Source organism: Rhodococcus sp. LB1 (genome assembly GCF_001583455.1).
Classification (GTDB): domain Bacteria; phylum Actinomycetota; class Actinomycetes; order Mycobacteriales; family Mycobacteriaceae; genus Rhodococcus_F; species Rhodococcus_F opacus.
The window spans coordinates 124,978-142,680 of the sequence record NZ_LTCZ01000396.1 but is presented as its reverse complement, the minus strand read 5'-3'; the positions used below and the strand labels follow the sequence as shown (position 1 = coordinate 142,680).

The window sequence follows — 17,703 nt, the reverse complement described above, 5'->3', positions numbered from 1 at the left end:
TTCTTACTTGGCCTTCTCGAGGACCTCGACGAGACGCCAGTGCTTGGTCGCGGACAGCGGACGGGTCTCCATCAGCTGCACGCGGTCACCGATGCCTGCGACGCCGTTCTCGTCGTGCGCCTTCACCTTGCTGGTGCGCCGGATGATCTTGCCGTAGAGCGGGTGCTTGACCCGGTCTTCGAGCTCGACCACGATCGTCTTCTCCATCTTGTCGGAGACGACGTATCCGGTGCGGACCTTGCGGCTGCCGCGCTCTTCAGTGCTCACTGCTTTTTCCTCACTCATGCCGCGTCACCTGCGTCCGGACCAACGGCCAGCCCGAGCTCACGCTCACGCAGAACGGTGTAGATACGCGCGATCTCGTGACGAACGGTACGAAGTCGACGGTTGTTGTCCATCTGGCCCGTGGCCATCTGGAAACGAAGGTTGAACAGCTCTTCCTTCGACTCACGAAGCCGGGTGACCAGCTCTTCTTCAGTGAGCTCGCGGAGCTCTGCGGCTGGGGTTCCAGTAGCCATCAGAACTGCTCCTCCCTTGTCACGATCCGGCACTTGCACGGGAGCTTGTGCATCGCGCGGCGCAGGGCCTCACGAGCGATCTCCTCATTGGGGTAGCTCATCTCGAACATCACGCGACCGGGCTTGACGTTCGCGATCCACCACTCGGGCGAACCCTTACCGGAACCCATGCGGGTTTCGGCCGGCTTCTTGGTGAGGGGGCGATCCGGGAAGATGTTGATCCAGATCTTGCCGCCACGCTTGATGTGCCGGGTCATGGCGATACGAGCGGACTCGATCTGCCGGTTGGTGATGTAGGCCGGCTCGAGAGCCTGGATGCCGTAGTCACCGAAGGTCACCTGGGTTCCACCCTTGGCGGCACCCGAACGGCTCGGATGGTGCTGCTTGCGGTGCTTGACCCGCCGTGGGATCAACATGCGTCAGCCCTCCTTCTGTTCAGTCGTAGCGGGTGCATCGGCAGTGGCGGTCGCTGCGCGGCCGGCTTCGGTGCTGGTCGCGGTGGTGCCGGTGGCACCGGAACGACGGGGACGGCTCGGACGCTCACGGCGCGGGCGGTCGCCTGCGGGAGCAGCCACGTTGGCGGCGAGCTCACGCTTGCCACCGACGATGTCGCCCTTGTAGATCCAGACCTTCACGCCGATGCGGCCGAAGGTGGTCTTGGCCTCGTAGAGGCCGTAGTCGATGTCCGCACGAAGCGTGTGCAGCGGCACACGGCCTTCGCGGTAGAACTCCGACCGGGACATCTCGGCGCCGCCGAGACGACCGGAGCACTGAACCCGGATTCCCTTGACGTTGGGCTGACGCATGGCCGACTGGATGGCCTTGCGCATGGCGCGACGGAAGGCGACACGGTTCGAGAGCTGCTCGGCCACACCCTGTGCGACGAGCTGAGCCTCGGCCTCGGCGTTCTTGACCTCGAGGATGTTCAGCTGGACCTGCTTGCCGGTCAGCTTCTCGAGCTCGGAACGGATGCGATCGGCTTCGGCGCCGCGGCGGCCGATGACGATGCCCGGGCGCGCGGTGTGGATGTCCACACGCACACGGTCACGGGTGCGCTCGATCTCGACCTTCGCGATGCCCGCGCGCTCCATGCCGGTGGCGAGGAGCTTACGGATCGCGACGTCTTCCTTGACGTATTCCGCGTACTGCTTGTCTGCGTACCAGCGAGACTTCCAGTCGGTGGTGATGCCGAGGCGGAAGCCGTGCGGGTTGATTTTCTGGCCCACTACTGAGCACTTCCCTTCCGGCGATTACGGGTCGATGTTCCGGTCTTCGGCAGGCTCTCCACGATCACGGTGATGTGACTGGTGCGCTTGCGGATACGGAACGCACGTCCCTGTGCACGCGGCTGGAACCGCTTGAGGGTCGCGCCCTCGTCCACGAACGCCGTGGCGACGACAAGCGTGCTCGGGTCGAGGTCGAGGTTGTTCTCGGCGTTGGCTGCTGCGGAGGCGATCACCTTGGCGACCGGCTCGCTCGCTGCCTGCGGCGCGAACTTCAGGATGTTCAGGGCGTCTTCAACCGAACGCCCGCGGACCAGGTCCACAACACGACGCGCCTTCATCGGCGTGACGCGCACGTGGCGCGCTACTGCCTTGGCGGTCGGGTTGGCGGTTTCGGTGTTGCTCATCGCCTCTTCGCCTTCCGATCATCCTTGATGTGACCCTTGAACGTGCGGGTCGGTGCAAACTCTCCGAGCTTGTGTCCGACCATCGAGTCGGAAACGAACACGGGGACGTGCTTGCGGCCGTCGTGAACCGCAAACGTGTGGCCGATGAAGTCCGGGATGATCGTGGAACGACGGGACCAGGTCTTGATGACCTGCTTGGTTCCCTTTTCGTTCTGCACGTCCACCTTCGCGAGGAGGTGGTCATCGACGAACGGGCCCTTCTTGAGGCTGCGTGGCATCCTTCACTCCCTCCTAGCGCTTGTTCTTGCCGGTACGGCGACGACGGACAATGAGCTTGTCGCTCGCCTTGTTCTTGCGGGTGCGGCCCTCGGGCTTGCCCCACGGGCTGACCGGGTGGCGACCACCGGAGGTCTTACCCTCACCACCACCGTGCGGGTGGTCGACCGGGTTCATCACGACACCACGGACGGTCGGGCGCTTGCCCTTCCAGCGCATACGGCCGGCCTTGCCCCAGTTGATGTTCGACTGTTCGGCGTTGCCGACCTCACCGATCGAGGCGCGGCAGCGAACGTCGACACGACGGATTTCGCCGGACGGCATACGCAGCGTGGCGTAGGTGCCTTCCTTACCGAGCAGCTGGATGCTGGATCCGGCCGAGCGGGCCATCTTGGCGCCGCCACCCGGGCGGAGTTCCACCGCGTGGATGGTGGTACCCGTCGGGATGTTGCGCAGGGGCAGGTTGTTGCCGGGCTTGATGTCGGCGCCTGCGCCGGACTCGACCGGAGCACCCTGGACCAGGCCCTTGGGGGCGATGATGTAGCGCTTCTCGCCGTCCGCGTAGTGCAGCAGGGCGATACGCGCGGTGCGGTTGGGGTCGTACTCGATGTGAGCGACCTTGGCCGGCACGCCGTCCTTGTCGTTGCGACGGAAATCGATCAGCCGGTAGGCGCGCTTGTGTCCGCCACCCTTGTGCCGGGTGGTGATACGACCGTGTGCGTTACGTCCACCGCGTCCGTGGAGCGGGCGAACCAGCGACTTCTCGGGGGTCGACCGAGTGATCTCGGCGAAGTCCGAGACGCTCGAGCCACGACGGCCCGGGGTAGTCGGCTTGTACTTACGGATTGCCATGAGTCTTCTCGTCCTCTATGTCTCGTCAAGTCCCGGGCGCTTACGCGACCGGTCCTCCGAAGATCTCGATGGGCTTGCTGTCGGCCGAGAGGGTCACGAGCGCGCGCTTGGTGTCCTTGCGCTTGCCGTAACCGAACCGGGTCCGCTTGCGCTTGCCCTGACGGTTGGCGGTGTTGACGCTGGTCACGGTGACGCCGAAGATCTTCTCGACGGCAATCTTGATCTGCGTCTTGTTCGAGTCCGGGTGCACCAGGAAGGTGTAGGTGCCTTCCTCGATCAGTCCGTAGGACTTCTCGGAGATGACCGGGGCGAGCAGGATGTCGCGGGGATCGGCGATGGTGCTCACTTGCCCTCCTCCTTGTTCTCTTCCTGGGCGGTCTCGGCGGGCCCGTGGATGAACGCGTTGAGCGCCTCGACGCTGAACACGACGTCATCGCTGTTGAGCACGTCGTAGGTGTTGAGCTGGTCCGGTGCAATGGGGTGCACGCCGTCCAGGTTCTGCACGCTCTTCCAGGCCGCGATGTCCTCGCGTCCGACGACGAGCAGGACCTTCTTGCGGTCCGAGATCTCGCCGAGGAAGGTGCGGGCAGACTTCGTGGACGGAGTCTGACCGGCAACCAGTTCGGTGATCACGTGGATGCGCTCGTTGCGGGCCCGGTCGGAGAGGGCTCCGCGCAGGGCGGCGGCCTTCATCTTCTTGGGGGTCCGCTGGCTGTAGTCGCGCGGCTGCGGGCCGTGGACGGTGCCACCACCGGCGAACTGCGGTGCACGGGTCGAGCCCTGACGAGCGCGGCCGGTGCCCTTCTGGCGGTACGGCTTCTTGCCACCGCCGCGAACCTCGCCGCGGGTCTTGGTGGCGTGGGTGCCCTGACGTGCAGCAGCGAGCTGCGCGACGACAACCTGGTGGAGAAGCGCGATGTTGGCAGGCGCGTCGAAGATCTCCGCGGGGAGGTCGACGGTGCCGTTGGTCTTGCCGCCGGCGACCTTGACGTCCAGCGTCAGCTTGGTCGTCGATGTCTCGGTGCTGGTCATGCTCGTGCACCACCCTTCACTGCACTCTTGACGATCACGAGGCCACCCTTGCGGCCGGGGATCGCACCCTTGATCAGCAGCAGGCCGTTCTCGGCGTCCACCTTGTGAACGGAGAGGTTCTGCGTCGTGATGCGGTCGCTACCCATGCGGCCGGACATGCGCATGCCCTTGAACACGCGGCCCGGAGTGGCGCAACCACCGATGGAACCGGGGCGACGGTGAACGGCCTGCGCACCGTGCGATGCACCCTGACCGGCGAAGCCGTGGCGCTTCATGGTTCCGGCGAAGCCCTTACCCTTGCTGGTTCCGGTGACGTCGACGTAGGCGCCGTCCTCGAAGACCTCGGCGGTAAGTTCCTGGCCGACCTCGTACTCCGAGGTGTCGGCAACGCGGAGCTCCACAACGTGGCGGCGCGGGGTGACGCCGGCCTTGGTGAACTGGCCGGAAGTCGGCTTGTTCACCTTGCGCGGGTCGATGGCGCCGAACGCGAGCTGCACGGCGCTGTAGCCGTCACGCTCTTCGGTACGAATCTGGGTCACGACGTTCGGTCCGGCCTTCACGACGGTGACCGGAACGACCCGGTTGTTCTCGTCGAAGACCTGGGTCATGCCGAGCTTGGTGCCCAGGATTCCCTTGATCTTGGTATCAGTCATTGTTTTTGTCTCCGCCGCGCTCACTGAATGTTGACGTCGACGCTGGCCGGAAGGTCGATGCGCATGAGCGCGTCAACCGTCTTGGGCGTCGGGTCGAGGATGTCGATAAGCCGCTTGTGAGTACGCATCTCGAAGTGCTCGCGCGAGTCCTTGTACTTGTGCGGCGAGCGGATGACGCAGTACACGTTCTTTTCGGTCGGCAACGGCACGGGTCCAACGACGCGGGCCCCGGTACGGGTCACCGTCTCGACGATCTTGCGCGCTGACGCGTCGATCGCCTCATGGTCGTAGGCCTTGAGCCTGATGCGGATCTTCTGTCCCGCCACGCTTAGTGTCCTTTTCTTGCCGCGTTTCGTAGTCCCACCCGAGTCGGGCCGAACTACCTCGTCTGCACAGTCCCTTACCTGGGCCGCAACTGTCCGAACGCTAGGCGACCGGGACACACCCGATCCGCTGCCGCTGTTCATCTGTCATGGTTCTCCGGTACACGCGGTCGGGCGTGTCGCCCTCCCACTCATTCTCCGACCCGGAACTTTTCAGCTTTTCGGGCCGGGAACGCGCACCGGATGCACTCGAATTCGAGTGCCAGTAGGTACTGCTTCCGTCTTGCATGTGGCCGCGAGCAGGTCATTTGATCTACACCGCGACGTTTCACCCCACCTGTTTCGGGCCGCAAACGATCGCGTCCCAGACAAGGCAACCCGACCAGTATGCCGTACCGGGCGGGAGACTACAAACCGGGGTCGATCCCACCCGCGAGTACCTGAACTTACTCTGAAGTAAGATATGGGGATGACGACCTCGAGTCCCACGTACACCGCGTGGCAGAAGCTCCCCGACAACGCGCTCGGACACGCCCTCTTCTCCGTCGGCATGTGTCTCCGTGTCCCCTACTTCGGCTCGGTGCTCCCCCGCGTCGTCGAGATGCAGCCCGGCCGCTGCGAGGTCCGCGCCCCGAAGTGGTGGGGCGTCCGCAACCACCTGGGCACGTTCCACGCGATCGCGGCGTGCAACCTCGCCGAGGCCGCGATGGGCATGCTGTCCGAGGCGACCGTGCCCTCGACCCACCGGTGGATCCCGAAGTCGATGACGGTCGACTACCTCGCCAAGGCGAACGGAACGCTGCGCGCCGTAGCGGAACTGCCGGAGCTGCCGGACTTCACCGCGATCACCGCGGGCACCGACGTCGTCGTGCCGGTACGCATCTTCGACGGGCAGGGGGTAGAGGTGGTTCACGCCGACATCACGACGTGGGTCACGCCGCGGTAGAACGCGAAAGGCGCATGTCGAAGCTCACATTCGTTCCGGCGTCATCGGCGGTGACCCGAATTGCCGTGTGGCACTTCCCCGGAGCCGGAACGCCGCGGCACAGCACGACCTTCCGGCCGGACGGACCGGTTTCCACCGTGGTCGCCGGGGCCGAAGTGGTACAGACGTCCGGCATTTATCGCGTACCTGTCTTTACGCGTTACAGAAGATTTCCGCTCCCGTTCCCCGGGCGCGAAGGTGTTCCCCGGTCTGCCTTGATCACCCTCTTCGCGTGACATACTCGGGACATGCCAGCAGCTGACACCGCCGTTCTTGTCGAGGGAATCGAGAAATCCTTCGGTGACGTAGCAGCGTTGCGGGGTGTGAGCTTCGAGGTGCCCCGCGGCACGGTCCTGGGCATCCTGGGCCCCAACGGCGCAGGGAAGACCACCACCGTCAACGTGCTGTCCACTCTGCTGCGACCCGATGCGGGCCGCGCATTCGTCGCGGGACACGACGTCGTCGAGGAGTCGGCGAACGTCCGTCGCAGCATCATGATGACGGGCCAGTACGCCGCCCTCGACGAGTCGCTGACCGGTCGCGAGAATCTGGTGCTCTTCGGCCGCCTGATGGGCCTGCCCAAGGCGTCCGCGAAGTCGCGCGCGCAGGACCTACTGACCCAGTTCGATCTGCTCGAGGCGGGCGACCGGAAGGTGTCCGGGTACTCCGGCGGCATGCGCCGGCGCGTCGACATCGCCTGTGGCCTGGTGATCCGCCCCGAGGTGGTGTTCCTCGACGAGCCCACCACCGGTCTCGACCCCCGCAGCCGCCAGGGCGTGTGGTCCCTCGTGTCCGCGCTGAAGGAGCAGGGCATCACGATCCTGCTGACCACGCAGTACCTCGAAGAGGCCGACCTGCTGAGCGACAACATCGTCGTCATCGACAAGGGCACCGTGATCGCCGAGGGTACGGCCGACGAACTGAAGGCCCGGACCGGCGGAAGCTACTGCGAGGTCGTCCCGGTGAGTCTCGACGACCTGCCGCGCGTCCGGGAGATCCTCGCGAGCCTGTGCCCACCCGGCCGGGTCATCGAAGAAGGCACCGACCGGTTGTCGATTCCCGCCGAACACGGCGCCCAGACCCTCGCCGAGGTTCTGCGCCGCCTCGACCTCGCCGGGGTCACGCTCGCCGACATCGCCCTGCGGCGCCCGTCCCTCGACGACGTCTTCCTCTCCCTCACCGGTCACGTCCGCGTCGACGAGAGCCTGCCGTCGTGACGGCGCCCGCCCAGCTCGGATTCGAGAGTGCCCTCGAAGGCAGGCACCGGCGGCCGCAACCGTCGATCGTCCAGCAGTGGATTGCCCTGTCCCAGCGGAACCTGCACACGATGTGGGTGTTCGGTCAATTCTTCATCGCGGTGTTCGCCCCGCTGATCTTCACTGTCGGTTTCTATCTGCCACTGCGTCTGGTGATGAAGTTCCAGGGCATCGACTACGCGCAATTCGTCATGCCGATCATCGTCCTGCAGGCCATGGCCTTCACCGCGATCTCGGCGGCGCACCGCGCGGCCACCGAAGCGTCGAACGGCATGAATTCGCGGTTCCAGACGATGCCGGTCGGGGCGGCGGTCCCACTGGCCGCGCGCATGACGGCCTCCCTCGTACATTCGACGATCTCACTCGTCGCCGCGATCGGCTACGGATACGCGATCGGCTTCCGGTTCGACGGCGGCTTCGGGCTGACCGCGGCGTTCTGCGGGCTGGCGATGCTGATCGGGTTCACGCTCACGACGGGCGCCGACGCCCTCGGCACCCTGACCCGGAGCCCCGAGGTCACCAGTCAGGCGCTGACGCTCCCCCAGCTGATCCTCGGCATGTTCTCGTCCGGATTCGTTCCGGTGTCGCAGTTCCCGGAGTGGGCGCAGGGTTTCGTGCGAAATCAGCCCATCTCGCAGTTTTCCTCGTCCATGCGTGCCATGACGGAAGGCACGATCACGTTCCACCAGCTGACACCCACCCTGTTGTGGTGCGGAGGGCTGGCGCTGGTCTTCATTCCGTTGTCGATCTGGTCGAATGTGAGGCGCGGATGACCACCGAGTACCGATCCGACACACCGGCGACGGTGACATTCCCCGAGGTGCTCGAGCCCCACCCGGAGAATTCCCTTGCCGCACTCTTCTCCCACAGCCTGCTGCAGACCAGACGACTGCTGCTCCGCTGGGCGCGCGACCCGTACACCATGCTTCAGGCGATCGTGTACCCGTCGTTGATGTTGCTGATGTTCTGGGCGGTGCTCGGAATCTCGATCACCAAGGCAACCGGGGTCAACAGCGTCTTCGGGACCGTTCCGATGATCACGCTCGTCGGCGCGATGTTCGGTTCCATCGCCGGCGGTCTGTCGCTGAAGAAGGAATGGGCGGACGGGCTCCTGAGCCGGTTCTGGGTGCTGCCCGTCCACCGCGCGTCGGGCCTGCTCAGCCGACTCATGGCCGAATCCGTGCGGATCATGCTCACCACAGTGCTGATCATCGCCGTCGGTTTCGCCATCGGGTTCCGGTTCGATCAGGGCATTCTCGCCGGTATCGCCTTGATGCTCCTGCCGCTGCTGTTCGGGGTGAGTTTCGCGACGATGGTGACCGCCCTCGCCGTCAACGCGGCGAAGGCGCCGCTCGTCGAAATCCTCTCCCTGCTGTGCACCCTCCTGCTGTTCTTCAACTCGGGTTTCGTACCCACCGGCGCCTACCCCACCTGGCTTCAGCCGTTCGTGGAGAACCAGCCGATGTCGTGCGCGATCGACGCGATGAAGGGACTGTCGATGGGCGGACCCGTCGCGGAACCTCTGCTCAAGACCATCGCGTGGTCGGTCGCCGGGCTGCTGATCTTCACCTACCCCGCGGTGCGCGGCTATCGCAGGGCCGCGGGAAACCCGGCGTAGCCCACTCGCCTCCCCGGACGTCAGAAGAATCTGATGCCGGCCAACCGGTGACGCGCCGCCGTCGCGGGGGTCAGCAGCCAGTCGACCGTCTCGACGATCCGGCCGACGCGCTGCAGTAGCTCGTCGAGGTCCTGTTCGGTGGTCGCCAGCGACCCGACGACGCCGTCCACCGACCGGACCGTGCCTGCGAAGGTGTCGAGCCCGTCGGCGAACTTGTCCAGCAACGCGTCGAACCTGCCCAGCACACGGGTGAATTCGTCGAGCGACGTCCCGATCTCGTGTGCCACGCCATCGACGCGGCCGATCGTGACGTCGGCATTGAGTGCGGCCTGGGTGAGCCTCCTGATTCGGCCGGCCGTGTCGACGCCGCCCGCCGCCGCAGCCGTCGGTTTACTCATCGATGTTCTCTCCTCGGCTCGTGCACGGACCTAGCGCGGGGTGTGCCCCGTGAGTGGCGGCTCGATCACCAGCGGATCGTCCGCAGCCGGTGGTCCGTAGACGCCGCCGTTCCTCGTCGCGTTCTCCTGACCCAGGTCGTCCGGTCGTGGAACGTTCACGGCACCCCGCTGCTCCAGGTACTGCTGCGACTGGCACGTCCAGTCCAGGGCGGGCTGACTCGGTTCCGCGTCGGTCACCAGACGGCGAGGGGCGTCGTACACGCACATCGGTCCCTGCGTTCCGACCAGGAGGAGATCGGCGAGTCCGCCCTTCTCGATCGACGCGATCTTCGGCAGCGCGCCAGGCATGATCGTCAGGCCGTAGTCGAGGGAGGGTGTGCGGTCACCGACGATCCGGGTGGGGAGAACCAGATTCGCCATCAGCGCGCCCAGTGAGTCCCGATTTCCCGACAGCAACGCGTCCAGGCTCGCCATCGTCTGCGGCGAGCGTCCGAGCAGGTCGACGAGGGCGGAGTCGTGGGCCCGCAATTGCTCGAGGACGTTCCGCGCAGTGCTCGCCGATTCCGGCAGAGCCGCGGTGAGGCCGTCCGCCGTGTCCAGGAGCGGCATGCCGTTGTTCACGATGGTCGACAGTGCGTCGGTGCGTGTTTCGAGTGTCCGGGCGATCTCGGCGGAACCGTCGAGCAGGTTCTGCAGGTCCGGTCCCGTGCCCCCGAAGGCGGTGCCGAACGTGTCGGCCAGCGAGGACAGAGCGGTGACGTCCATCGAGTTCACGAGGTCCGTGGTCTCGACGAGGGTCGCATCGAGCGAGCGCGGGATTCCCTCCTGCGGAACCTCGACGACGTCTCCGTCCGCGAGGTACGGCGGTTCCGCGCCGTCGGGCATGATGTCGAGCGCCTGGATGCCGATCGCGTTCTCGGTGGTGATCTTCGCGGTCGAACCAGCCGGCACCTGCGTGCCTGGATGCAGTTCGATGCCGAGGACGACGCCCGTCCCTTCGGGGTTCACGTCGACGGAGCTGATCGTGCCCACTCCGACGCCGCGATAGTTGACGGACGCTCCCTGGGCGAGGCCCGCGGCGTGGTCGAGTCGGGCACTCAGGTGAATGGGAGTTCCGAACGTGTCCGGGCCGGCGACGTACCGCAGCCCGAACAGAATCGCGGCGATCGAGATCACGAGGAACAGGACCAGCTGCGCCACCACGTGACGTGTCATCATCGGACGCCTCCGCCGAGTACCTCGGGCAGCGTGCGGGCTTCCGGCACCTCGAGCGGAGCTGATCCGGTGAGCAGCTTGGCGATGACCGCGGTGACGTCGAACGTTCCGTCGAACGTCGTGTAATCGCCGGGTGTGGCCGCGGCGAATCCACCCAGGAACGTGGCCACCGAATTCAATGTCGGCGCGAGTTGTGACTCGAACCCGTCGAGCGCCGCGAGCACGGCCCCCGCGTCGCTGATCTCGGCCGACAGTTCGGATCCGGCGCTTCCGAGGACGTGCTGTGCCTCGCGGCTGAGACGGGACGCCTCCCCCATCAGCGCGACGATCTGATCTCGTTGCGACACCAGGAGATCCACCGCGGGCGCCAGGCCGGTCATCGCCCGGTCGAGGATCGGTTGCCCGGCAGCGAGTTCCGCCGCGAAGGCATTGGACGCCACCATCGCCCGGTCGAGTTCGTCCCGATGGTCGTCGACGACCCCCAACGTGTCGTTCAGCATGTCCACCAGTTCCCGGACCTTGTCCGAGCGGCCCGTGAAGGCGACGGTCAATTCGTTCATGATGGCGTGCATCTGGTCGATGCCGCTGCCGTTCAGCACGGTGGCCAGCGCGGCCAGGCCGCTCTCGATGTCGGGACCGCGCGACGTCCGATCCAGTGGGATGGTGTCGCCCTCGCTCATCGGCGCGCCCGCCGCGTCCCCGACGTCGAGCCGGACGAAGGGATTGCCGAGGGCCGTGGGCAATTCGATCCGGGCCGTCGCATCCCGCGGTATCGGGACGTCGTCGCGGATCCGCATCTCGATGTGAGCGGCGAAGTCCCGGGTCGACACGTCCGAGACGCGGCCCACCACTTCCTGGCCCACCCGGACCTCGGCGCCGGGGACGACGCGGTCGACTCCGTCGAACTGCGCGGAGATCTGATACGACGGACCGTCCGGCGAACGGCCCACCGACAGATCCTGCAGGCTCAGCGAACACCCTGCGGCGGGCAGCGTCACACCGACGATCAGCGCCGCCGTCAGCGATTTCGTTGTCGTCCGGATCGTCATCGTCCTCCGACCATGAGTTCGCGCAGCCCGAACGGGTCGGACATGCTGGGCGGAAACTGAATCGGGTTGGTGATTCCCGCTCCGCGGCAGAGGATCGGATCGACTACCGCGCAGAGCGGGGACGTCGGCTCGGCCTGCGCCAGGTTCGTGGAGATGTTCAGTCGGATGCGGGCACGCTGGTCCGGAGTGACCGCACGCTGGATGTTGTCGATCAGCAAGGGCACCAGGTCCATGATCTCGGCGAGGTCGGTGTCGTGCCGCTGCAGCACCTCGCTCACGCCCGCGAGGTTGTCGATGCCGGCGGCGACGTCGCCGCCCCTGGCGGACACGAGTTGGTCGATCTGGTTCAGGAGCGCGGACAACTGGTTCACCGTGTCGCCGATCGCGAACTGCTGGCCGGTGAACTCGTCCCCGATCTCGGTGAGCGAACCGGCCAGTGAATCGACCTGCGCCTGACGCGAAGAGATCGTGTTCACGAGTACCTCGAGGTTGTCGACGAGCGCGCCGACGTCCGCGCTGTTGCCTGCGACCACCGAACTCGCCTGCGACAGTGTGCGGATGGCGTCGTTCATCGCGGGACCGAGGCCGTCCGTGGACGCGGCGGCAGCGGAGATCGCGGCGCCGGCGTCGCCTCCGTCCGGGCCGAGCGCCTTGACGACGGTGTCGACGCTGTCCATCAGCTGGTCCCAGGTGATGGGCGAATGACTGCGTTCGGGTGGAATGGTCTGCCCACTCTCGAACACCGGGCCGCCGGTGTACGCGGGACCGAGTTCGACGAAGCGCTCACCGATCGCGGACGTCACCAGCACGTACGCGTTCGCGTCCGCGGGCAGCACGACGTCCGACGCGACGGACATCGTGACCATCACGGTCGCGCCTCTCGGCTCGACCGCCTCGACGGTGCCGACCGGAACCCCGAGCACCGAGACCTTGGTGCCGGGGAACACGCCGTTGACGTAGGCGAATTCGGAATGCACGACGGTGGACGACGTACGGAAGATCAGCAGCCAGCCGGCCACGACGATCGCTACCACGAGGGCGAGCACGCCGCCGATCCCGGCGGCCCTGCGCGCGGTGCCCGCGTTCACGAGCACCCCGTGATCAGCCCGACGACGCAGAGCAGGTTGTCGGCGATCACGGCCGACGGCGCCGAGACGTCGGCCCAGTCGCCGGTCCCGGTCGCGTTCACGAGTGCCCTCGCGGCCGGTGCACCCGTGGTCAGGAGCGCGTCGAGGTTCGCGAGGTTCGCCTGCAGCCGGTCCGTCACCTGTCTCGCGTTCGCGAGCAGTGAATCCAGCTCGGCGGTGTTCTCGCCCAGGAATTGGGATGCCTGCGCGACGAGCGCCTGGAGATCGTCGACCATCTGGCGGATGGCCGCACGCCGGGTGGCGAGTGTGTTCATCACGACGTCCGCGTTACCGAGCAGGGTGGTGAGCTGATCCTGCTGACCGACCAGCACGTCCGTGAGGGTCCGCGAGCTGTCGAGCAGTTGCGTGACCTGATCGGCGTTCTTCGCCAGGATCGCGGACGCCGCACTCACACCCGCCAATGCCTCCCGGTTGAGATTCGCGTCCTGCGGCAATGTCTCCGTCACGACGGCGAGCATCTTCTGCAGTCCCCCGAGGTCGAGTTCGTCCGCCGTCTCGATCGCGGACGACCCGATGTCGTCGAGCGAGTACGGAACGCTGGTGCGGCGGAGTGGAATCACCCCGTCGTCCCCCAGGTCTCCCGGCCCCGACGGCGCCACGTCCAGATATCGCTTGCCGAGGATGGTCGACAGCTTCACTCCCGCGGACGTCGTCGATCCGAGGTCACGTTCACCGTCGAGCCGGAAGTGCACGACCACGTGATCGCCCGCCAGGTCCACTGCGGTCACCCGGCCGGCGGGGACACCCGCCACGTACACGTAGTCCGAATCGGTCAGGCCCGCAGCGTTCGCGAGTTCGGCCGTGTAACCGTCGGTCCGCACGGCGAAGCTCACCCGCGGGATCACCAGAACCAGCGCCAGCGCCAGCGTTGCCGCGAGGATTCCGGCGATACCGACGATCAGCGGGTTGACGGGCCGCACTCGCTGATTTCCGGCCAGCGAGTCCCAGACGTCGCGCACCTTCTCGGTGACACTCATTGGCAGTACCTCGAATGCAGGTCGGGACCGAGGACGCCTTCGCGACCGTCGACGTTGACGATGAAGGTGCACAGGTAGATGTTGAGCCACGAGCCGTACGAGCCCGAGCGGTCGACGGACGAGAAGAACTCCGGCATTGCCACCATCAGGTGATCGAATTCCGGGTTGGCGCCCAGCATCGACCCCGTCAGCGAATCGAGCTGTTCCACGGTGCGGCTGAGCTCCGGGACGCGGCCGTCCACGATCTGCAGCGCCGAGCGGCTCACCGCCGCACTCTGATCGAGGGTGTCCATGAGCACCTCGTTGTTCTCGGCGAGCATTCCGGTGAACTGGGTGAGGCTGTCGACGAGGTGGGACAGCTCGGGACCCCGCGCCGCCGCCGTTCCCACCACCACCTCGAGGTTTCGGATGAGATCACCGATCAGCTGATCGTGATTCGCCAGGTTGCCGGTGACGTCCGCCACCCTGCGCAGCAGAGTTTCCATGCTCGTCTTCCTGCCGTCGAACACGGCGACGACTTCGGTGGCGAGTGCGTTGACCTGTTTCGGGTCGATGGCGTCGAACAGTGGCTTGAATCCGTTGAAGAGACTGGTGAGATCGAGTGCGGGCGACGTTCGGTCGAGCGGGATCGTGTCGCCCTCCCCGAGAGTGCCCTCGCCCGACGGCCCGGCCGCGAGATCGAGATACCGGACCCCCAGCAGGTCGCCGTACCGGATGGCGACGGTGGTGTCGGCGGGAAGTTCCTGATCGCGCTGCACCTCGAAGTCCACCAGGGCGGTGGCACTTCCGGCGTCGCCGTCGACGATGTCGATCGAATCGACGCGTCCCACCCGCACCCCGGCGATGGTGACGTCGCTGCCGGAAGTGACCCCCTGGGCGTCGGTGAACAACGCCTTGTACGTCACGGTCTGCCCCTCGACCGGCACCCGCAGAGTGTTCACCACGAGCACTGCCGAGAGGATGCCGAGGACGGCGAAGATCGCCAGTTTGATTGCCGAGTTCCGGACGCTCATCCTCCGCCACCTGCCCCGCAGTTCGGTCCGTCCACGCCGGGATACCGCGGGCAGTCGGCCGACGTGTAGGGCCGCGGGTTGGACAGGTCCGCGGCAACGCGGACCGCGAACTTGCCGGTGGAGAAGACGGCGGCGCCGGCCTCGCCGAACGGGCCTGCCTCGTCGAGGGTGGCCCGCAGCAGATCGGACTTGCTGGCCATGGTGCCCAGGGTCGGCGAGACGTTCAGGGCCACCGCGATCATGTTGTCCGCGTTCTGTTCCAGGACGTCGCCGGAGTTCCTCGACACGACGAGTGATGCGGCGAGGAAACCGGTGAAGCTGTCGGTGTTCTCGACGAGAGTGCTCGACAGGGACACCGCCGCGTCCATGGTGGCGAGGACGTCCGGTGCGGCCGCGGCCAGCTGCTCACTGATCCGGGCGATCTGCGGCGCCCGCTCCGAGACCGACTCGACGAGAGGCGCGGTCGACGTCGCCACCGTGTGGAGGCTGTCGATGGTGTGCCCCAACTGCTCACCGCGGCCGCGCAACGCGTCTGCGACCGCGCTGAGTGCGGCCTGCATCTGCTCGGGCTTCACCCGCGACAGCATGTCGTAGACCTTCGAGTACAGGTCGTACATCTGCACGGTCTCGGCCGAGGTGTCGGGTTGCAGCCGCGCGCCGGCCTCGAGTCGGGCGCCGCCGGTTCCGGCGGTCGACACCAGCTCGACGGTCTGGTCGCCGAACAGCGTGCGGGGCACGACCCGCACCTGGACGGACGCCGGGATGTGACGCATCTGTTCCGGGCGGAGACTGATGTCCATACCCGTCTCGTTCATTCCGGGGTCGACACTCGACACCGTCCCCACGGTCGCCCCCTTGTAGGACACCGTGGTGTGCGACTTCACTGCACCGGCGTCGGCCGGAAGCGTCGCTGTCACCACCGGATCGGTGACGATCGCACCGGTGCCGAAACCGACCAGCAATGCCGATCCCAGGATCAGGACGGCCACTCCGATCACCCCCCGCACGGCGAGTGCGCCGTTGCCCGGTCCCCCCGGGCGGCCGCGCATCACGGCAACCCCAGGGCGGGGGCGGACGGGACGAGGCCCCACAGCGAGAGCGTCAGCAGCAGGTCGACGATGCCGATGGCGAGGATGCTGGTACGCAAGGCGCGTCCGGCCGCACGGCCGACGCCCTCCGGGCCGCCGTACGCGTGGTACCCGTACGAGCAGTGGACGAGCGCGATGATCGTCGCGAACACGACAGCCTTGACGAACGAGTACACGACGTCGGTGGGTGTGAGCATGAGATGGAAGTAGTAGTCGTAGGTTCCGGCCGACTGCCCGCCGAACGTGACGATCACCAGCCGCGAAGCCAGGTACGACGACAGCAGGCCGACGACGTACAACGGGACCACACAGATCAGGCACGAGACGAGTCGTGTGCTCGCGAGGAACGGCAGCGACCGGATCGCCATCGCGTCCAGCGCGCTGATCTCCTCCGAGATGCGCATGGCTCCGAGCTGGGCGGTGAACCCGGTTCCGACCTTCGCCGCGAGCGCGATGCTGGCGATCACGGGCGCCAGTTCGCGGGTGTTGAGGATCGCTGACAGAAGTCCGGACAGGGATCCCATGCCGAGCAGGTCCAGTCCGCGCAGCCCCTCGATGCCCACCTGCGTCGCGGCGACGGCGGACATCGCGAAGACGACGCCGATCGCTCCGCCGCCGGCGAGCAGTGTGGCACCGCCGAAACTGATGTCGCCGATCTGACGCATGATGTGCCGCCAGTACTTCACGATCGCGAGGGGAACTCCGGCGATCACGCTGCCGTAGAACGTGAATTCCCGGCCCAGCCCCGTCATCAGGTCGAGGGGCTGGCGGGACCGGGCCCGCACCCAGTGCACGGCGGGCCATCTGGTGCTCACGACCATCAGTAACCACCTACCGGGACGACGAGAACGGAATAGAGCTGACTGAGCACAGTGTTGACGATGAAGACCAGGATGAAGGCCAGGACCACGGCCTCGTTGACGGCGTCGGCGACACCGCTGGGCCCGCCCTTGGCGTGCAGCCCCTTGAAACTGGCGACGAGCGCCGACGTCACCGCGAAGGCCATCGATTTGACGAGGGCGACCACGAAATCCGACAACCGCGTGTACTGGGACAATGCGGTGAGAAAGCTTCCCGCCGAACTGTTCTGGACGACCACCTGGAAGAGGAAGCAGGCCGACACTCCGACGGCGGTGACCATCGCGCACAGTGCGACGCCGACGATCACCGCCGCGAGCACTCGCGGGACCACGAGCCGCTCGATCACGTTGAGCCCGAGGACCTCCATGGCCTCGACCTCTTCGCGGATCGTGCGCGAGCCGAGGTCGGCACAGATCGCGGACCCCCCGACCCCGGCCAGCATCAGCGCGCAGACCAGGGCGGACGCCTGCCCGACGATCACGAACCCCACGACCGCCCCGGTGTACCCCTCGGCACCGAGCTGACCGGCGAGGCTACCGATCGTGACCGCGATGAGGACTCCGATGGGGATCATCAACAGCAGGGCGGGCGCCGACGTGACCGACGCGATCCGCCAGGCCTGGTCCAGCAGTTCCCGCCAGGCCAGCTTGCGCCGCACCAGAACTCGCACCGCGGCCACCGTAGTCGCGATCGAGAATCCGATGAGTGCGCCGACTTCGTTGGCGAAATGACTCACGGGCCCTTTGGCGGGTGGCAACTCGAATGTCACGCGGTCCTCCCCCGTTGCCGGTCACCGCAGAGCGGCGACCGG

General features: G+C 66.5%; 24 protein-coding genes. 4 read left to right on the top strand and 20 right to left on the bottom strand.

The annotated features are described in order from the left end of the window. Positions 1-3: 3 nt before the first annotated feature. From rpsQ to rpsJ, 11 genes are read right to left on the bottom strand one after another with little or no spacing between them, the layout of a single operon-like run. Positions 4-285: a 30S ribosomal protein S17 gene (gene rpsQ, locus AZG88_RS38300; RefSeq protein ID WP_005239638.1), complete on the bottom strand. Its 282-nt coding sequence runs from the start codon at positions 283-285 to the stop codon at positions 4-6. Further along, the gene (rpmC, locus tag AZG88_RS38295) at positions 282-518 is read right to left on the bottom strand and encodes a 50S ribosomal protein L29 (protein WP_005239637.1); all 237 of its coding nucleotides are present in this window, start codon (positions 516-518) and stop codon (positions 282-284) included. Before rpmC ends, rpsQ begins: the two co-directional genes overlap by 4 nt. Further along, positions 518-934, bottom strand: coding sequence for a 50S ribosomal protein L16 (gene rplP, locus AZG88_RS38290; RefSeq protein ID WP_005239636.1), 417 nt, complete (start codon positions 932-934; stop codon positions 518-520). The genes rpmC and rplP overlap by 1 nt, the downstream gene beginning before the upstream one ends. Before the next feature lie 3 nt (positions 935-937). Further along, positions 938-1,744 carry a 30S ribosomal protein S3 gene (gene rpsC / locus AZG88_RS38285; RefSeq protein WP_005239635.1) on the bottom strand — a complete coding sequence of 269 codons (807 nt, stop codon included), beginning with the start codon at positions 1,742-1,744 and terminating at the stop codon, positions 938-940. Beyond that, positions 1,744-2,148 (bottom strand): 50S ribosomal protein L22, encoded by a 405-nt coding sequence (gene rplV, locus AZG88_RS38280; RefSeq protein ID WP_005239634.1) that lies wholly within the window; start codon positions 2,146-2,148, stop codon positions 1,744-1,746. Before rplV ends, rpsC begins: the two co-directional genes overlap by 1 nt. Beyond that, positions 2,145-2,426, bottom strand: coding sequence for a 30S ribosomal protein S19 (rpsS, locus tag AZG88_RS38275; protein WP_003940820.1), 282 nt, complete (start codon positions 2,424-2,426; stop codon positions 2,145-2,147). The genes rplV and rpsS overlap by 4 nt, the downstream gene beginning before the upstream one ends. 13 nt (positions 2,427-2,439) lie before the next feature. Continuing rightward, on the bottom strand, positions 2,440-3,276 hold the full coding sequence (gene rplB, locus AZG88_RS38270; protein WP_005239633.1) for a 50S ribosomal protein L2: 837 nt from the start codon (positions 3,274-3,276) through the stop codon (positions 2,440-2,442). Positions 3,277-3,316: 40 nt separating this feature from the next. Further along, entirely contained in the window at positions 3,317-3,622 is a 306-nt protein-coding gene (gene rplW, locus AZG88_RS38265) for a 50S ribosomal protein L23 (RefSeq protein ID WP_005239632.1), read from the bottom strand. Beyond that, positions 3,619-4,308, bottom strand: a complete 690-nt coding sequence (gene rplD, locus AZG88_RS38260; RefSeq protein WP_005239630.1) for a 50S ribosomal protein L4 — start codon at positions 4,306-4,308, stop codon at positions 3,619-3,621. The genes rplW and rplD overlap by 4 nt, the downstream gene beginning before the upstream one ends. Beyond that, positions 4,305-4,961 carry a 50S ribosomal protein L3 gene (gene rplC / locus AZG88_RS38255; protein ID WP_005239628.1) on the bottom strand — a complete coding sequence of 219 codons (657 nt, stop codon included), beginning with the start codon at positions 4,959-4,961 and terminating at the stop codon, positions 4,305-4,307. The genes rplD and rplC overlap by 4 nt, the downstream gene beginning before the upstream one ends. Positions 4,962-4,981: 20 nt before the next feature. Beyond that, positions 4,982-5,287 carry a 30S ribosomal protein S10 gene (gene rpsJ / locus AZG88_RS38250; RefSeq protein ID WP_003938093.1) on the bottom strand — a complete coding sequence of 102 codons (306 nt, stop codon included), beginning with the start codon at positions 5,285-5,287 and terminating at the stop codon, positions 4,982-4,984. Between the two features lie 466 nt (positions 5,288-5,753). Between rpsJ and AZG88_RS38245 the strand changes: the two genes are divergently transcribed. The 4 genes from AZG88_RS38245 to AZG88_RS38230 all read left to right on the top strand — a co-directional run bounded on the left by AZG88_RS38245 (position 5,754) and on the right by AZG88_RS38230 (position 9,143). Further along, on the top strand, positions 5,754-6,230 hold the full coding sequence (locus AZG88_RS38245; protein ID WP_061700655.1) for a hotdog fold domain-containing protein: 477 nt from the start codon (positions 5,754-5,756) through the stop codon (positions 6,228-6,230). 287 nt (positions 6,231-6,517) lie between these two features. After that, positions 6,518-7,486 (top strand): ATP-binding cassette domain-containing protein, encoded by a 969-nt coding sequence (locus AZG88_RS38240; protein ID WP_005239622.1) that lies wholly within the window; start codon positions 6,518-6,520, stop codon positions 7,484-7,486. Continuing rightward, on the top strand, positions 7,483-8,298 hold the full coding sequence (locus tag AZG88_RS38235) for an ABC transporter permease (protein ID WP_005239620.1): 816 nt from the start codon (positions 7,483-7,485) through the stop codon (positions 8,296-8,298). Before AZG88_RS38240 ends, AZG88_RS38235 begins: the two co-directional genes overlap by 4 nt. Beyond that, positions 8,295-9,143: an ABC transporter permease gene (locus AZG88_RS38230; RefSeq protein ID WP_025432234.1), complete on the top strand. Its 849-nt coding sequence runs from the start codon at positions 8,295-8,297 to the stop codon at positions 9,141-9,143. The genes AZG88_RS38235 and AZG88_RS38230 overlap by 4 nt, the downstream gene beginning before the upstream one ends. A gap of 20 nt (positions 9,144-9,163) precedes the next feature. On the opposite strand, the gene AZG88_RS38225 is transcribed toward AZG88_RS38230, so the two are convergent. From AZG88_RS38225 to AZG88_RS38185, 9 genes are read right to left on the bottom strand one after another with little or no spacing between them, the layout of a single operon-like run. Then, a complete protein-coding gene (locus AZG88_RS38225; protein WP_061700651.1) occupies positions 9,164-9,541 on the bottom strand; it encodes a hypothetical protein in 378 nt (125 codons plus the stop codon). A gap of 30 nt (positions 9,542-9,571) precedes the next feature. Further along, positions 9,572-10,759, bottom strand: a complete 1,188-nt coding sequence (locus tag AZG88_RS38220; RefSeq protein ID WP_061700650.1) for an MlaD family protein — start codon at positions 10,757-10,759, stop codon at positions 9,572-9,574. Further along, positions 10,756-11,805 carry an MCE family protein gene (locus tag AZG88_RS38215; RefSeq protein WP_061700649.1) on the bottom strand — a complete coding sequence of 350 codons (1,050 nt, stop codon included), beginning with the start codon at positions 11,803-11,805 and terminating at the stop codon, positions 10,756-10,758. The genes AZG88_RS38220 and AZG88_RS38215 overlap by 4 nt, the downstream gene beginning before the upstream one ends. After that, a complete protein-coding gene (locus AZG88_RS38210) occupies positions 11,802-12,893 on the bottom strand; it encodes an MCE family protein (protein ID WP_037179333.1) in 1,092 nt (363 codons plus the stop codon). The genes AZG88_RS38215 and AZG88_RS38210 overlap by 4 nt, the downstream gene beginning before the upstream one ends. Continuing rightward, positions 12,890-13,930 carry an MCE family protein gene (locus AZG88_RS38205; protein ID WP_061700648.1) on the bottom strand — a complete coding sequence of 347 codons (1,041 nt, stop codon included), beginning with the start codon at positions 13,928-13,930 and terminating at the stop codon, positions 12,890-12,892. The genes AZG88_RS38210 and AZG88_RS38205 overlap by 4 nt, the downstream gene beginning before the upstream one ends. Further along, complete coding sequence (locus tag AZG88_RS38200; RefSeq protein WP_061700647.1) at positions 13,927-14,943, bottom strand: MCE family protein; 1,017 nt, start codon at positions 14,941-14,943, stop codon at positions 13,927-13,929. The genes AZG88_RS38205 and AZG88_RS38200 overlap by 4 nt, the downstream gene beginning before the upstream one ends. Then, positions 14,940-15,992, bottom strand: coding sequence for an MCE family protein (locus AZG88_RS38195; RefSeq protein WP_061700646.1), 1,053 nt, complete (start codon positions 15,990-15,992; stop codon positions 14,940-14,942). Before AZG88_RS38195 ends, AZG88_RS38200 begins: the two co-directional genes overlap by 4 nt. Next, positions 15,992-16,852, bottom strand: coding sequence for an MlaE family ABC transporter permease (locus AZG88_RS38190; protein WP_025432232.1), 861 nt, complete (start codon positions 16,850-16,852; stop codon positions 15,992-15,994). The genes AZG88_RS38195 and AZG88_RS38190 overlap by 1 nt, the downstream gene beginning before the upstream one ends. Beyond that, a complete protein-coding gene (locus AZG88_RS38185) occupies positions 16,852-17,661 on the bottom strand; it encodes an MlaE family ABC transporter permease (RefSeq protein WP_005239607.1) in 810 nt (269 codons plus the stop codon). The genes AZG88_RS38190 and AZG88_RS38185 overlap by 1 nt, the downstream gene beginning before the upstream one ends. Positions 17,662-17,703: the final 42 nt, after the last annotated feature.

Bases quoted from the DNA above. Each gene is read 5' to 3' on its own strand.
- rpsQ (WP_005239638.1), bottom strand. From the start codon at position 285: ATGAGTGAGGAAAAAGCAGTGAGCACTGAAGAGCGCGGCAGCCGCAAG.
- rpmC (WP_005239637.1), bottom strand. From the start codon at position 518: ATGGCTACTGGAACCCCAGCCGCAGAGCTCCGCGAGCTCACTGAAGAA.
- rplP (WP_005239636.1), bottom strand. From the start codon at position 934: ATGTTGATCCCACGGCGGGTCAAGCACCGCAAGCAGCACCATCCGAGC.
- rplV (WP_005239634.1), bottom strand. From the start codon at position 2,148: ATGAGCAACACCGAAACCGCCAACCCGACCGCCAAGGCAGTAGCGCGC.
- rpsS (WP_003940820.1), bottom strand. From the start codon at position 2,426: ATGCCACGCAGCCTCAAGAAGGGCCCGTTCGTCGATGACCACCTCCTC.
- rplB (WP_005239633.1), bottom strand. From the start codon at position 3,276: ATGGCAATCCGTAAGTACAAGCCGACTACCCCGGGCCGTCGTGGCTCG.
- rplD (WP_005239630.1), bottom strand. From the start codon at position 4,308: ATGACCAGCACCGAGACATCGACGACCAAGCTGACGCTGGACGTCAAG.
- rplC (WP_005239628.1), bottom strand. From the start codon at position 4,961: ATGACTGATACCAAGATCAAGGGAATCCTGGGCACCAAGCTCGGCATG.
- AZG88_RS38245 (WP_061700655.1), top strand. From the start codon at position 5,754: ATGACGACCTCGAGTCCCACGTACACCGCGTGGCAGAAGCTCCCCGAC.
- AZG88_RS38240 (WP_005239622.1), top strand. From the start codon at position 6,518: ATGCCAGCAGCTGACACCGCCGTTCTTGTCGAGGGAATCGAGAAATCC.
- AZG88_RS38230 (WP_025432234.1), top strand. From the start codon at position 8,295: ATGACCACCGAGTACCGATCCGACACACCGGCGACGGTGACATTCCCC.
- AZG88_RS38225 (WP_061700651.1), bottom strand. From the start codon at position 9,541: ATGAGTAAACCGACGGCTGCGGCGGCGGGCGGCGTCGACACGGCCGGC.
- AZG88_RS38220 (WP_061700650.1), bottom strand. From the start codon at position 10,759: ATGATGACACGTCACGTGGTGGCGCAGCTGGTCCTGTTCCTCGTGATC.
- AZG88_RS38215 (WP_061700649.1), bottom strand. From the start codon at position 11,805: ATGACGATCCGGACGACAACGAAATCGCTGACGGCGGCGCTGATCGTC.
- AZG88_RS38205 (WP_061700648.1), bottom strand. From the start codon at position 13,930: ATGAGTGTCACCGAGAAGGTGCGCGACGTCTGGGACTCGCTGGCCGGA.
- AZG88_RS38200 (WP_061700647.1), bottom strand. From the start codon at position 14,943: ATGAGCGTCCGGAACTCGGCAATCAAACTGGCGATCTTCGCCGTCCTC.
- AZG88_RS38195 (WP_061700646.1), bottom strand. From the start codon at position 15,992: ATGCGCGGCCGCCCGGGGGGACCGGGCAACGGCGCACTCGCCGTGCGG.
- AZG88_RS38190 (WP_025432232.1), bottom strand. From the start codon at position 16,852: ATGGTCGTGAGCACCAGATGGCCCGCCGTGCACTGGGTGCGGGCCCGG.